We start from the raw sequence: 14150 nt of genomic DNA, 5'->3' as shown, positions 1-14150 counted from the left end.
TCAGATCCCCCATTTTGGAATCGGATGGTCGCCCATGGAGATGCAGACATTCTTCATCTCCGCGAACACCTCGAAGCTGTACTCGCCGCCCTCGCGCCCGGTCCCGGAGGCCTTCACGCCGCCAAACGGCTGGCGCAGGTCGCGCACGTTCTGGGTGTTCACGAACACCATGCCCGCTTCGATGCTGCGCGCCAGGCGCAGCACCTTGCTGACGTCCTGGGTCCAGATGTACGACGCCAGGCCGTACTCCACGTCGTTCGCCAGGCGCAGGCCTTCCGCTTCGTCCTTAAACGGCAGCAGGCAGGCCACCGGCCCGAAGATCTCCTCCTGCGCCACGCGCATGCGGTTGTCGACGTCCGCCAGCACGGTTGGGCGCAGGAAGTTACCGCCCTTCAGGTGCGCGGGCAGATCGGTCGGTTTGTCCGGGCCGCCCGCCAGCAGGGTTGCACCCTCTTCAATGCCGAGGCGGATATAGCCGGAGACTTTCTCCCAGTGCTGTTGGCTGATGAGCGCGCCAATCTGAGTATTCGGATCGGTTGGGTCGCCCACGCGCAGGCGGTTGGCGCGCTCGGCAAAGCGCTTCACGAATTCCGGGTAGATGCTCTGCTGGATGAAGATGCGCGAGCCGGCGGTGCAGCGCTCGCCGTTGATGGAGAAGATGGTGAACAGGGCGGCGTCCAGCGCGCGTTCGATGTCGGCATCTTCAAAAATCAGCACCGGGGATTTGCCGCCCAGCTCCATGGAGTATTTCTTCAGTCCGGCGTTTTTCATGATGTTGCGCCCGGTGGCGGTGCCGCCGGTGAAGGAGACGGCGCGCACGTCGTGATGGCGCACCAGCGCGTCGCCTGCCGTCGCGCCGTAGCCCTGCACCACGTTGAGGACGCCCGCCGGAATGCCCGCCTCCAGCGCCAGCTCGCCCAGACGGTCGGCGGTGAGCGGGGAGAGTTCAGACATCTTCAGTACCGCGGTATTGCCTAAGGCCAGGCACGGCGCGACTTTCCAGGTGGCGGTCATAAACGGCACGTTCCACGGCGACACCAGCGCGCAGACGCCCACCGGCTGCACCAGGGTGTAGTTGAGCATCTTGTCGTCGACCGGGTAGGTTTTGCCGTTCATCTGCTGGCACACTTCGGCGAAGAACTCGAAGTTGTGCGAGGCACGCGGAATGAGCACGTTTTTGGTCTGGTGGATCGGCAGGCCGGTGTCGGCGGTTTCCATGGCGGCGATCTCAGGCACGTTCTGGTCGATCAGATCCCCCAGGCGGCGCATCAGGCGCGCGCGCTCCTTCATCGGCAGGTTGGCCCATTTCGGGAACGCCTCTTTGGCGGCGGCGACGGCCTGGTGAATTTCAGCTTCACCGCCGGAGGCGACTTCCGCCAGCACCTCGCCGGAGGCCGGGTTGGTGGTGTGGAAGTACTCGCTTCCCGCGACGTTTTTACCGTTTATCCAGTGGTTAATCTTTTTCATTTTGCAGTCTCCTCGCTGACAATTCGGTTCACCAGGCGCCCCACGCCCTCCACTTCCACCACCACTTCATCGCCCGGCACCACGTCGGACAGCCCCTTCGGCGTGCCGGTGGCGATCATGTCGCCCGGCTGCAGGGTCATAAAATCGCTCAGGTACGCAATCAGGAACGGAATGCTGAAAATGAGATCGGCGGTGGTCCCTTCCTGGCGCAGCTCGCCATTGACGAAGGTGCGCAGGGTGAGGTTGTGCGGGTCGGGAATCGCCGCTTTCGGCACGATGTGGGGGGAAATGGGCGTCAGCCCGTCGCGGCTTTTCACCCGCAGGTTCGGGCGGTAGTAGTTTTCCAGGTAGTCGCGGATGGCGTAGTCGTTGCAGACCGTATAGCCCGCAACATAGCCCATCGCCTCGGCTTCACTGACCTTGCGCGCGGTCTTCCCGATGACCACCACCAGCTCCGCTTCGTAATGCATATATTCGATATTGTTCGGGCGCACCGACGTCTGGTTGTCACCGTTGAAGGTGTTTGGCGCTTTGATAAATACCAGCGGCTCGGTGGGCGGCTTGAAGTCCAGCTCGCTGGCGTGGTCGGCGTAGTTCAGGCCGAGGGCAAACAGCGTGGCGTGCGGCGGCGTGCTGTTTGCAATAGTGACGTCGCGCTCATCCACCACCGGGTTTTCCAGCGGCGGAAAGCCTGCCGCCAGAATCCGCACGCGATCGCCCGGGCGGATTTCAACGCGGTTTTGCGGGGTACCGAGCAATATCGCATCGCCAGGATTGAGGGTGGCGAACTCGCTCAGGGCGCTCAGCAGTTCGGCAGCGTTACGCTGAAGCTCGGCGGTGTTCCAGTGGTCCGCTTCGCGGCCGTTGATCTCGGTGATGATGGTCAGGTTATCCACGTTGTCCACGGCGGCCAGCTCGCCAAGCGGGCAAAACCCGTCCCGGCACTTGGCCTTGATGGCCGGGCGGTAGAAGCTCTCTTCCGGCAGGCTCACCTCGTTGGCCAGCGCGTATCCCGCGATGTACGCCGCGGCGTCCTCCACGCGCACCTTGCTGGCGGTTTTGCCCACCACCAGCGCCACCGTCGCGCCGCTTAGCACCGTTTCCCCCTGCGGGAAGGGGATCGGCTCGCCGGTGCGAATCACGGTGTTATGCGGCTTGATGAACCACACGGCTGTTTTCGGCGGGGTGTTGTAGGGGGCTTTTTCGAACGCCTCACGCCAGGCGTCACGCTGGCTTTGATGATTCAGCGCCACGGCAAAAACGGTACCTTTCATTCACATACTCCTCACCCCGGCGGTCCGGGTTATGATTTCATTAATATGTTAATGATCTGGTTTTATGCTTTTGCTGTTTATTTCGCAATCAGAAGTGAAAAATTTGTGATATGAATAACAATAAATTTACATATTGATTTTTATTTTTATACAAATCAGAGTGTTAATAAAAATGAATGGTTTCTGTTAGACTTTTTGACGGAAAACGTGTTGTTTATAAAAGCATCTTTTAGTGATTGTTTACTTGTTAATGATGTGAAGGGAGAGGCTATGCATGACTCATTAACCATCGCGCTGCTGCAGGCGCGGGAAGCGGCGATGTCGTACTTCCGCCCGATCGTAAAGCGCCATAATCTGACCGAGCAGCAGTGGCGCATTGTGCGCGTTTTGGCTGAACATCCGTCGATGGATTTTCACGATCTGGCGTTTCGCACCTGCATTTTGCGCCCGAGCCTGACCGGCATTCTGACGCGCATGGAGCGCGACGGCCTGGTGCTGCGCTTAAAGCCGGTGAACGACCAGCGCAAGCTGTACGTGTCGCTGACCAAAGAGGGGAATGCGCTGTATGAACACGCCCAGGCGCAGGTCGAAGAGGCGTATCGGCAGATTGAGGCGGAATACACGCCGGAGAAGATGAAGCAGCTGACGGCGCTGCTGGAAGAGTTTATTGAACTCGGAAACCGGGATAACGCAGCGCGGGAAGAAGAGTAAAAACCACAAATTCCAGGATGATTTTCGTAAAGTTTTCCCTTTCCAGGCCGAAAATTCTGTATCTGTCTGAGGAAGAGAAAACATGTTAAACCGTATCAAGATTGTCACCAGCTTACTGCTGGTTTTAGCGATATTTGGCCTTTTACAACTCACATCCGGTGGTCTTTTCTTTAATGCCCTGAAGAATGACAAAGAGAATTTCACCGTCCTGCAAACCATTCGTCAGCAACAATCTACCCTCAACGGGAGCTGGGTTGCCCTGCTGCAAACCCGTAACACCCTGAACCGCGCGGGTATCCGCTACATGATGGATCAGAGTAACATCGGCAGCGGCGCGACCGTTTCCGATCTGATGCAGATTGCGTCTGCCTCGCTGAAGCAGGCGGAAAAAAACTGGGCGGATTACGAAGCCCTGCCGCGCGATCCGCGTCAGAGCGACGCCGCTGCGCTGGAAATCAAACGTAATTACGAAATCTACCACGGCGCGCTGGCTGAGCTGATTCAGCTGCTGGGTGCGGGGAAAATCAACGCCTTCTTCGACCAGCCGACCCAGAGCTATCAGGACGGTTTTGAGAAGCAGTACGTGAGCTACCTGCAGCAGAACGACAAGCTGTATGAGACGGCGGTGAAAGACAGCAACAGCTCTTACAGCCAGGCTATCTGGGTGCTGATTAGCGTGCTGATTGCCGTGGTGGTGGTGATTGTCGCCGTCTGGCTGGGCATCAAGCAGGCGCTGATTTCTCCGCTGAATCGCCTGATCGACAGCATTCGCCATATCGCCAGCGGCGACCTGGTGAAGCGCATCGATGTTGAAGGTTCTAATGAGATGGGTGAACTGGCCGACTCGCTGCGCCACATGCAGGGCGAGCTGGTGCGTACCGTCGGCGACGTGCGTAACGGTGCCAATGCCATCTACAGCGGCGCGAGCGAAATCTCGATGGGTAACAACGATCTCTCGTCCCGTACCGAGCAGCAGGCCGCCTCCCTGGAAGAGACCGCGGCCAGCATGGAAGAGCTGACCGCTACCGTGAAGCAGAACGCCGAAAACGCGCGTCAGGCGAGCAACCTGGCGCTGAGCGCGTCTGAGACCGCGCAGAAAGGCGGTAAAGTGGTGGATAACGTGGTGCAAACCATGCGTGACATCGCGGGCAGTTCGCAGAAAATTGCCGATATTATCAGCGTGATCGACGGCATTGCCTTCCAGACCAACATTCTGGCGCTGAACGCGGCGGTAGAGGCGGCGCGTGCCGGTGAGCAGGGCCGTGGCTTTGCCGTTGTTGCAGGCGAAGTCCGTAACCTGGCGCAGCGCAGCGCCCAGGCTGCCCGTGAAATCAAAAGCCTGATTGAAGACTCCGTCAGCCGCGTGGAAGTGGGCTCTACTCTGGTAGAGAGCGCGGGGGAAACCATGGGTGAGATCGTGAATGCGGTAACCCGCGTGACGGACATCATGGGTGAAATTGCGTCTGCGTCTGACGAGCAGAGCCGCGGTATCGACCAGGTCGGCCTGGCGGTCGCGGAGATGGATCGCGTGACTCAGCAGAACGCCTCGCTGGTTGAGGAATCTGCCGCAGCGGCTGCCGCACTGGAAGAGCAGGCGAGCCGTCTGACCCAGGCTGTGGCGGTGTTCCGCATTCAGCAGGAGCAGATGAAAGCGCGCGAGTTCGCGTCAGCGAAAAACGTTGTCACCCCGGTGATGTCGCGTAAAGCCGCGACGGCCGACGCGGGTGATAACTGGGAAACGTTCTAATCCAGCGCGTTGTGCCGGGTGGCGGCTACGCCTTACCCGGCCTACGGTTCAGGGATTTGTAGGCCCGGTAAGCGAAGCGCCACCGGGCGATATCAAAGCGGCAGACGCATAGCGCAGCGGGAGTTATACGCTAAGCCGTGCGCTGCTTCTTCTTCACGTTTTTCACCCAGTTCAGGCGTGAGTTCAGTGACGTATTCAAACCCCAGCTTTTCATAGAATGGCGCATTCCACGGCACGTCCCGGAACGTCGTTAACGTCAGCGACGTCAGTCCCTTTTTACGGGCATGCTCAGCTGCACAGGCGATGAGCTGCCGACCTATTCCTTTTCCCTGCCAGTCCAGATCAACCGAAAGCTCCACGATAAACAACGACAAAGGATGGGCTTCTGCGAGGAGAAAACCCACAGGACGATCCGCTGCCAGCGCCAGCCAGCTCAGGCCCTGTTCGACATAGTCGCGATGCTGTTCAACGGAAATGACGTCGCCATCAGCGAGCCATGCCAGTTCAGGCCAGGCTCGAAAACGCTGGCCTGCCGCGCGCTCAATGGCGGGCAGACTGGCAACGTCATGCGCAGTGGTGGGGCGGAAGATGATTTTCATGGCGGCAAGTATAGCCTGATCTGTTTATTCCGAGCAGATTAGCAGTGGCGAGTAGAAATTGCCGATCACCATCGCCTCTTCCGGCGTGCGTTCGATGGTCAGTAGCCTTTTCTGTCCCTGCGTTAAGCCAGCAACGTATTTCTCAAATACCCCATCGGGTAATTCATCGTGGCTAAATCGCTCGACCTTGATAATGGCGATTTCAAAAAGCGTGTCGTGCATGTGCCGCCAGTTAAACGTTTCCTGACGGGAGACTTCCCATCCCTGCCGGATATTCTGCACATTCCCGTTGAGCGTGAAGTAACCCGTGCCGTCGGGGTGAAATCGCATCAGGATCTCGCCGTCGAACGTGAAGTTGTTGTCGTCACGCTGCTGCGTGAAGGTCAGGTTACCTTCGCAAATGACGGGCAGGGGCGGTGTATGTCGGTACCATGCCACGGCCATGATGATTAACAGCAGGTTGAAGGCGATAACCAGCCCTATTTTTTTACGCGTCATGATTCACCATTCGTAGGCATAAAGCGTGCGGCAGGCGCTGGCGGTGTTCTCTTTCGACAGGGAGCATTGCGAAAGCACCATCCTTCCTTCATGGCCGTAGAAGAGCGTGTTCTGAATGTGCAGATAAAAGAGGGAGTTTTTCAGGCACGGCAGGTTGCCGTCGCGCTGTATCGCTTGTGCCAGCGCTATTGCCTTGTTACGAAACACATCTGCCAGCGGTGAGAAGGTGTAGACCGGACATTCACCAAAATGTGTCAGAAGATGCATTTCTGCATGCTGCTGGTTTTGCTTGAGCGCGACTATCCAGATGCACAGCGCCAGTACCACAAGCGTCAGCCCGCTACAGAGCAGCCATTGAGGCTGAAAATGATACGGCCTACTGGCTGAGGCTGGGCAATCAGATTTTTCAGCCAGGGAATGGACCCTGATGTCCGCGCTCAGCATAAAGCCTACTTTGGGGACGGTGACAATAACCACCATGTCGGGCATGAGGCTTGCCAGCATTTTTCGCAGGATACTGATGTACTGATTAAGTGAATTGTTGGAGCCCTGCAGGCCGCGCTCGTCCCACACTTCATGCAGGAACGCCTCGCGTTCGACGACGTTACCGTGATGAAGCAACAGCATTTTCATAATGTTGTTGGCGGTTGCCGTCATCACCTGAGGTTCGACCTCTGGCGTATCAACAAGTGAAACGGAACCGTCTTCGTCGTTATAGACGAGGGTATCAGCGAGCAGGTATTTCATAGAGTATTATCAAAGGAGCAGTTGGAAAAATACAAACGGTGAATAGTACGCGTGCTATTCATCTAAGAAGCTCGCTATTCTAACTGCTTTGTTACCGATAACATTGATCCAGTCGGGCATTCTCGCTGTTTAATAAATGAGCACAATCAGAGGTAAAGCGAGTGCTGTTCCAGCAGGCAGATTTTTCGGTGAAACTCCGCCAGGTTCTGGCAGCGGAATTTGGTCATCGCGTTACGCTTGTGGGTATAGATGGTTTTGGGGGATTTATTCAGCAGTTGCGCAATGCGAACCAGGCTGATCCCTTTACTGAGCAGGGTGCACACCCGCAGTTCAGAGCGGGTGAGGTTAGCATCAGGACGGTAGCGCTGGGTGAAATCGGCGTTTCTCAAATGCTGGCTGAGCTGAATAATCGAGATGTTTCCAGCCAGCACCCTGACGCGCCCGGCAGGCAGATAGACGTTGATGTCGTTCACGCGGCATGCGTCCGTAAATATGAGCCAGCCGTTATCGGTGGTCTCTTTCATGATTTGCTCGCGCATGCGCAAGATGGTTTCCGGGCTGACGCTGTTGATCCAGAAAATATCAGGACGCGGCGTCATCATCATCGAAATCAGCGTTTTCAGGCCAAGCCACAGGAAATAGTTATCGCTCAGAACGATGACGTGAAAGTCGACGTGGGTGCTGCGTGAGAGAGTCATGTCAGGTGTCGCCCGTTAACGTGAGGGAGCCAGAGGGTCCTCATGAAAATCAAAGTAGGGCAATACTCTACATCCTGAGCATAAACTAATATGTATATAGATTGGATTGCGTTAAATATAGTGATTTTATCTGATTTATAATAAGCGCAAAGCTTTTTATAATTTTGAAATTGCCCGGCAGAATGCCGGGCAGAGAGGATATTAACTGTCGCGACGGACAATTTTAATTTCCACCATCCCAATCCCAAGCCGTCTCGGTGAATGGCCGAGGATATTGCCTTCGTTAGTGGACTGCGGGTCTGGCGGAACGATGACGAGCGTGCTGCTGCGCGACGGATTGTCGAAATGCAGCGTGGTGGTGCTTACGTCATTGCCAAGCGTCAGGATCTGTTCTTTATCCCCCACGCGCACCGGGATAGGGCGGTTAGCATTTGGCCCGAACGCTCTGGCCGTGATCACCAGATCGAATTTTTCCGGCAGCGGATGGGCATACTCAATTTTCACTTCGTCACCCAGCTGGGCGTTGGACCAGCGCCCCCAGGATTCCGGACGGGAGATGCCGCTGAACTGTTTGACCTCTTCCGGCGCACCGGCCACGTTAAAGATAAAACTGTCCGCTTTATAGCGAATGTCGTTATCGACAATCTTCAGCATGTCGACGTTACGCTGATAGCGCGCGGTATCGATAACCGTATCGTTAAACGCCGTTTTGCCTTTCCACTGTTTTTTATCAACATGCTGGACGGACTGCTCTCCGCCGAGCTGTCCCTGAGCGACACACCAGTCGGTCGACAGGGCCAGCGGCTGCGACCAGAGCTGGCCCATCTTGTAGCACGCGTCGATCCAGACAAAATTGTCGCGCGGGGCGAAGTCAGCCAGCTGATAACGCAGCGGTGCGGAGTATTCACTTTCCGGCAGCGGTTCGACGCGGTTGTCCGACACGCGCAGCAGCAGCGGCAGGCGGAAGTGACTGCCGGAGAAGGCAATCATTTTTTTATCCTGGTCGATGGTGAAGTCTTTCATCTCTTTCGGGAAGTTCCACAGGCGGATGATATCTGGCTTCCACGCCAGGATTTTCTCCTTCATGTTGAGGAACACTTCAGACAGAGATTGCCCGGACAGCGTACTGCGGCCAAGGCCAATGAAGTTATCGCCGCCCAGTATGTCCAGCACCGTGGCGCCGTTATCCATTGAGTTACGCTTGGTGGCGATCACCTCCTGCTGAGGCTGGTCGCCGCGCAGGATGAAGAACAGGTTGCTGCGGTCATGCTTGTTAAGCTCATCCCAGGCGCTGTTTTTCATCGCCAGATGGTCAGACGACACCACAATCACCGTGTTTTTGAAATACGGCGAGGCTTTGATTTTGTCGATCAGCGCGGCGATATGTTCCTGGCTGCAGGTGACGGCGCTAAATGACGTATTACTCTTGCCATTGATGTCATAATTTTTGCGTTTACAGGTACGAGAGACAAATCCATCCGGATGATGGGTATCCACGGTCAGGGCAAAGAGCGAGAAGCGTTTGCCCGCGCGGGAAAGTTCCTCGAATTTTTGCCAGGTCTCGTCCAGCACCGTATCGTCGTAGAAGCCCCAGTCGTTACGGTAGCTCGGGTCCGCGACGAGGGTTTTTAACTCTTCAGAGCCGTAGAGGTGGTCAAAACCGTGTGATTTCAGGAACACATCTTTGCCAGCGAAACGCAGGTTTGCGCCCTGCATAAAGTAGTTTTCGTAGCCGGAATTTTTCAGGATATCGCCAAGACAGACATTTTGCGGGAAGAAGCTCGACATGGACGCCGAGGCGTTGCCCTCAAAAGGCGCGAACAGCGGGATACCGCACTGCGACGCGACCATACCGGCGATGGTGTAATCGGTGCCGGGTAACTGCATGGTGTGGCTGAAATCGAGACCTTCGTTTTTCAGAGGCCCCAGATCCGGGGTCAGGTTCGGGAAGGCATCGTTATCAAAATAGGTGCGCTCCAGGCTCTCGCCGTAGATATAGACGAGATTGAGCTTCGGATTGTCGATCTTCTTCGCGGGTTCTTTGTAATACGCCACGAAATCGGGGTCACCCTCGCGCGACTGGGATTTCACCAGTTCGGTGATTTGGTGGAATGCCGGGCTGGCGTCAACAGAGGCCAACGCCAGGCACAGCGCCAGCAGACTGTAGCCATGATGGTGCGGGTGATGGCGACGACGACGCAGCACCCAGGCAAGGGAACCAAAAATAGCAACCAGAGCAAATACCACGCCAAGAGCGGGAAGTATGTACTTACCAACCCCTGCGCCCGTCAGGCTATTCGTCAGGGTGTAGAGTACCGCATCATTAATACCGTCACCGGTAAAGTAATCGCTGGCGTATAACGTAATGTTCAAAACAATAAAAATGCCGAGCACCGCCAGCGTGGCAATAAACCACCAGGTGTTTCGGCCCGCTTTCCAGGCGTAAACGCCAACGGAAGCCAGGAAAAGGATAAGGGACATTAACTCTGACAACAGCATATCCTCATGACGCCAGACGCTTTGCTGGCTAACTGTTTATTTTTTGGGTAATACAATGTAATGGCGATGTCGTTTAGCTGCAATTTTAGTGTCACGAAAGTGTGCTGTTGTTAGGATTTGGTTTAGAAAATCGTTTTTTTGAAGGCGGTCGCATCCTGGCATGCGGACGCTGAGACGGTGGTAAGGCAGGAAAATAGTCGTTTAACGCCGCGCCGTAAGACTAACGTAACAAACGCGGCATGTTGTGGCAGAAAATGGGGTCAATCAGGAGATGAAATTAACGCCTTGTTTCAGCACCAGATCGCAGGCTTTGGTTTTCACCTGTTTTGCCAGAGAGGAGTTACCGATGGTGCTCAGGTTCAGCTGCTGACCGTTTTGCGCATTCAACAGGCCCTGAATACCGTCCATATAGTTGGTGTCCGCTTTCTGCTCCTGCGTGTCCAGACCCAGCTTGCCCAGCACCTGGTTTTTTACGTTTTGCGCATCGGTGACGGAAGCCAGCTTCTGCTTCGCACAATATTCCAGGATCCCCGCCGCGTTGTTCATCGTACCCGCGCTCAGGCTCTGGGAGCTGTTACCCAGCAGGCTGGTGAGGGAGGAGGCAGACAGCCCACCCTGCGTGCTGCCGCTCTCTTTGGTCAGTTCGTTGGCCGCGCTGGAAAGTGACTCCTGCCATGACGCTGCCTGCGCCGCGCTGGTTGCCAGCAGTGCACCGAAAAGTGTGCTGATAAGTAACTGTTTTTTCATAATGGCTTTCTCAAAAAGGTCCGTTTAGGGCCGGAAGTGGTTCCAGTATATACCTCCGCGCCGCGCGCGATTCCTGGAACTGTCTTAATACTCTTTGCCGGTGACGCGGCTGCGATAACTTTCCCAGTCAAAGATCACGTACAGACTGTTGCCAAGCTTCATGCGATCCATCACGCGTTCTCCCAGCAGACGGGTCATTTCGTCGATATTGTGGTTTGTCAGCATTCCGGTTGGTCGCTTGGAGGAAGAGCGGCGGTCAACAATCTGGTTGATGATGACTTTTTCATAGCGGGATTCCGTCTGAACGCCAATCTCGTCGATGACCAGCAGGTCAACGTTGCTCAGGTCATTAAGCAACTGTTCTTCGCTGGTTTCGCGGTTGCTGAACGTCTCTTTCATGGCTGACATGATATCGGCCACGGTGATGATCAATACGGATTTGCCCCGGAGCAGCAGCTCGTTGCAGATGGCTGCTGCAAGGTGGTTTTTCCCGGTGCCGGGCTTGCCGCTGAAAATGAAGCTGGCGATGTTGCCATCAAACTCGTCCACGTACTGACGTGCCTGACTCAGCGCATTCATTTGTCCCTGAGACTCGACGTTGTAATTATCAAACGAGCAGTTCTGATGAAGCGGGCGGATACCCGAGCGGTTAAAGGTGCGCTGCATTTTCATCGCACGGTTCTCTCGGGCGAGCGCCGCCGCACGTATTTCACCTTGCTCTTTTTGCCATGCCAACAGCTCTTCACCCGTTGTGAAGGCTGGCTTCACGTTGGCTGGCATCATTTTTTGCAGACGTTTCATCAGGTCGCCGACGTTCTTCATTTCGCACCTCGGAATCCATTAGGGATCTGTTTGTCCGGTTCAGAAAACGCGTTGATATCGCGCTTGGGCTGGCCATTGTTGCTGGCGCGGTTGATTTGAATACTGCGCGCGAGCTTTTGCTGCCACTGCACATGGTGAAACACTTTTCCTTCCGCCTGCCAGTATGCGGTAAACGCGGCCAGCTCTTCGGGCGTGACCGGCTGCGAGAGCGCAATCCCCCACAGTGCCGCCTGGCGCTGAAAATCGGCATCCGGTTGCCAGCCCGCGTACATGGGGAATTTCCCCATCGGTATGGCAACGGGCGCGTTTCCCGGTTCGTCGAATAACTGGTTATCCAGGGTGACATCACTGGCCGGGCGCGACAGCCGCGCTTCGATATCCAACAGCTGCGCCAGACGTTCCGGCGTAATTGCGTAAAACGCCGGGGCGTTGTCGGCAAACACGGCGAGGGTACCGCCTTCGGCATTGGTCAGCACGCCGCGGGGATCGCGCATAAAGGCATCAATGCCAGCAATGCTGGTGGTCAGGATTCTGGAGGACATAACGCTTTCTCTACTGGGTTACTACGGGCGTGATATGGGCTTATGGTAGCACAGAGAGGGGAAAGGAAAGGAGGGGATTTCCCCGGTGGCGCTGCGCTTACCGGGGCTACAGCCGTAGGCCTGATAAGCGCAGCGCCATCAGGCAGTTATCACGCGATGATGTTCAGCGTGACGTCGATATTGCCGCGCGTGGCGTTAGAGTATGGGCAAACGATGTGCGCCGCATCCACCAGTTTTTTCGCTTCCGCAGGATCCATTCCTTCAACGTGAATGTTCAGCTTCGCTTCGATACCAAAACCGGTTGGCAGCGGGCCAATGCCGACTTCACCTTCGATAAACGCCTCTTTCGGCAGCGCGAATTTGTCACGAGCGGCCACAAACTTCATCGCGCCCAGGAAGCAGGCGGAGTAGCCAGCAGCGAACAGCTGTTCCGGGTTGGTCACTTCGCCGCCCATGCCGCCCATCTCTTTTGGCACACCCAGTTTAACGTCCAGGACGCCGTCGGAAGAGGTCGCGCGGCCGTCACGGCCTCCGGTGGCTTTGGCTTTGGCAGTGTAGACAACTTTTTCTAAAGACATGGCAGGTTCCTCATCTTACATTTATGTGTGCTATTAAATAGCGTGCGATATATATAGGTAAAGAAAGACGCGTAAAGTATAGCCTTACGCGTGGTGTAACTGTTGTCGCAAAAGCTCAAGCTGCTGCTTAAGCGCCAGCATTGTGTCGGTATCGCATTGCGCTGCGCACCCAACCGCGTGAGGGATCCCCACGGCCTGTTGCTGGAGTGCACGCCCGGCATCGCTCAGGGTGACCGCAACCTGGCGTTCGTCCTTACGGGAACGGTGGCGGTTGATCAACCCGGCGCTTTCCAGACGCTTTAACAGCGGCGTCAGCGTGGCTGAGTCAAGAAACAGCCGTTCGCCAATGTCCGACACCGTCACGTCATCCTGCTCCCACAGAACCAGCATGACCAGGTACTGCGGGTAGGTCAGGTTCAGCGGTGCCAGCAGTTGCCGGTACAGCTTGTTAAGCGCCAGGTTTGCCGAGTAGAGGGCAAAACAGAGCTGGTTATCCAGCAGCAGCGCCGCATTGGTGTCGTTCGTTTTTGCGTTCATGAGATGAATATAGATAGTGCGCGATATAATTGCAAGCTATTTTATGGGCACGTATAGCGAAGTGCCACCTGGACCGCCATTTTCCGGTAGTGCTGACGCTGCGCGGCTTCGTCTGCTCCCTCTTCGAACAACAGCGTAAAGGTATAGCTGTTGGCGACATAGTGGAAGCTGAAGCTGCTGATCAGGCGGTGAAGGTCGCGCGCGTCTACCGTCTGATTGAACAGCTGCTTCTCTTTTCCACGCTGCAGAATGGCTTCCAGCAGTTCCAGCGCGCTGCGGTTTACCTGGCGCAGGTAGTTGGACTGCTGCATGAAGCGGCCGCGCTGCATGTTCTCCATACAGATGATGCGAATGTAGTCCGGGTGGTCGGCGTGGTAGTCAAAGGTCGCTTCAACAAGATGAACCAGCGCTTCTACCGGCGGCATACCGGCAAGGCTGAGCCGTTTCTCACTGGCGCGGATCTGGGTGTAAACGTACTCCAGGGCCAGAAGATACAGGTTTTCTTTATTCTTAAAATGATACACCACCATCCGTTTGGTCGTGCCGGCTTTCTCGGCGATTTGCTCCATGCGGGCACCGTTTAGCCCATATTCGGCAAACAGCGCAATGGCACTCTGGAAAATGTTTTCCTTCAGGCTGGATCCTTCATTGTGTTCCGGGTTTTCGCTGCCAGGGTTAGCCACA

15 protein-coding genes are annotated in these 14150 nt (G+C 55.9%); 2 read left to right on the top strand and 13 right to left on the bottom strand.

The window, feature by feature from the left end:
- Together hpaE and hpaG are read right to left on the bottom strand one after the other, a co-directional pair.
- The gene (gene hpaE, locus ACTJJA_RS10735) at window positions 1-1467 is read right to left on the bottom strand and encodes a 5-carboxymethyl-2-hydroxymuconate semialdehyde dehydrogenase (RefSeq protein WP_047367279.1); all 1467 of its coding nucleotides are present in this window, start codon (window positions 1465-1467) and stop codon (window positions 1-3) included.
- Window positions 1464-2741, bottom strand: a complete 1278-nt coding sequence (hpaG, locus tag ACTJJA_RS10730) for a 4-hydroxyphenylacetate degradation bifunctional isomerase/decarboxylase (RefSeq protein ID WP_440667882.1) — start codon at window positions 2739-2741, stop codon at window positions 1464-1466. The genes hpaE and hpaG overlap by 4 nt, the downstream gene beginning before the upstream one ends.
- 270 nt (window positions 2742-3011) lie before the next feature.
- Here hpaG and hpaR point away from each other — a divergent pair, with 270 nt between their 5' ends.
- Complete coding sequence (gene hpaR / locus ACTJJA_RS10725; protein WP_089598019.1) at window positions 3012-3452, top strand: homoprotocatechuate degradation operon regulator HpaR; 441 nt, start codon at window positions 3012-3014, stop codon at window positions 3450-3452.
- Between the two features lie 82 nt (window positions 3453-3534).
- On the top strand, window positions 3535-5199 hold the full coding sequence (gene tsr / locus ACTJJA_RS10720; RefSeq protein ID WP_010427186.1) for a methyl-accepting chemotaxis protein: 1665 nt from the start codon (window positions 3535-3537) through the stop codon (window positions 5197-5199).
- A gap of 92 nt (window positions 5200-5291) precedes the next feature.
- On the opposite strand, the gene ACTJJA_RS10715 is transcribed toward tsr, so the two are convergent.
- From ACTJJA_RS10715 to ACTJJA_RS10665, 11 genes are all read right to left on the bottom strand, one after another.
- Window positions 5292-5798, bottom strand: a complete 507-nt coding sequence (locus ACTJJA_RS10715) for a GNAT family N-acetyltransferase (protein ID WP_440667880.1) — start codon at window positions 5796-5798, stop codon at window positions 5292-5294.
- A 24-nt stretch (window positions 5799-5822) separates the two neighbouring features.
- The gene (locus ACTJJA_RS10710) at window positions 5823-6296 is read right to left on the bottom strand and encodes a hypothetical protein (protein WP_440667878.1); all 474 of its coding nucleotides are present in this window, start codon (window positions 6294-6296) and stop codon (window positions 5823-5825) included.
- 3 nt (window positions 6297-6299) lie between these two features.
- The gene (locus ACTJJA_RS10705) at window positions 6300-7043 is read right to left on the bottom strand and encodes a winged helix-turn-helix domain-containing protein (RefSeq protein ID WP_440667876.1); all 744 of its coding nucleotides are present in this window, start codon (window positions 7041-7043) and stop codon (window positions 6300-6302) included.
- A 146-nt stretch (window positions 7044-7189) separates the two neighbouring features.
- Window positions 7190-7741 carry a helix-turn-helix transcriptional regulator gene (locus tag ACTJJA_RS10700; RefSeq protein ID WP_440667874.1) on the bottom strand — a complete coding sequence of 184 codons (552 nt, stop codon included), beginning with the start codon at window positions 7739-7741 and terminating at the stop codon, window positions 7190-7192.
- Between the two features lie 201 nt (window positions 7742-7942).
- Complete coding sequence (gene opgB, locus ACTJJA_RS10695) at window positions 7943-10234, bottom strand: phosphatidylglycerol--membrane-oligosaccharide glycerophosphotransferase (RefSeq protein WP_440667872.1); 2292 nt, start codon at window positions 10232-10234, stop codon at window positions 7943-7945.
- 270 nt (window positions 10235-10504) lie between these two features.
- Window positions 10505-10987, bottom strand: a complete 483-nt coding sequence (locus ACTJJA_RS10690) for a DUF2501 domain-containing protein (protein ID WP_100165522.1) — start codon at window positions 10985-10987, stop codon at window positions 10505-10507.
- An 84-nt stretch (window positions 10988-11071) separates the two neighbouring features.
- Entirely contained in the window at window positions 11072-11809 is a 738-nt protein-coding gene (gene dnaC, locus ACTJJA_RS10685; protein ID WP_010427177.1) for a DNA replication protein DnaC, read from the bottom strand.
- A complete protein-coding gene (dnaT, locus tag ACTJJA_RS10680; protein ID WP_440667870.1) occupies window positions 11806-12351 on the bottom strand; it encodes a primosomal protein DnaT in 546 nt (181 codons plus the stop codon). Before dnaT ends, dnaC begins: the two co-directional genes overlap by 4 nt.
- A 149-nt stretch (window positions 12352-12500) precedes the next feature.
- Window positions 12501-12929, bottom strand: coding sequence for an organic hydroperoxide resistance protein (locus tag ACTJJA_RS10675; RefSeq protein WP_010427173.1), 429 nt, complete (start codon window positions 12927-12929; stop codon window positions 12501-12503).
- 84 nt (window positions 12930-13013) lie between these two features.
- Window positions 13014-13466, bottom strand: coding sequence for a MarR family winged helix-turn-helix transcriptional regulator (locus tag ACTJJA_RS10670; protein ID WP_010427171.1), 453 nt, complete (start codon window positions 13464-13466; stop codon window positions 13014-13016).
- A 41-nt stretch (window positions 13467-13507) separates the two neighbouring features.
- Window positions 13508-14149, bottom strand: coding sequence for a TetR family transcriptional regulator (locus tag ACTJJA_RS10665; protein ID WP_100165520.1), 642 nt, complete (start codon window positions 14147-14149; stop codon window positions 13508-13510).
- Window position 14150: the final 1 nt, after the last annotated feature.

It is taken from the genome of Enterobacter sp. 22452, from assembly GCF_052045065.1.
Taxonomy (GTDB): domain Bacteria; phylum Pseudomonadota; class Gammaproteobacteria; order Enterobacterales; family Enterobacteriaceae; genus Enterobacter; species Enterobacter mori.
This window is presented reverse-complemented; position numbering and strand designations above follow the sequence as displayed.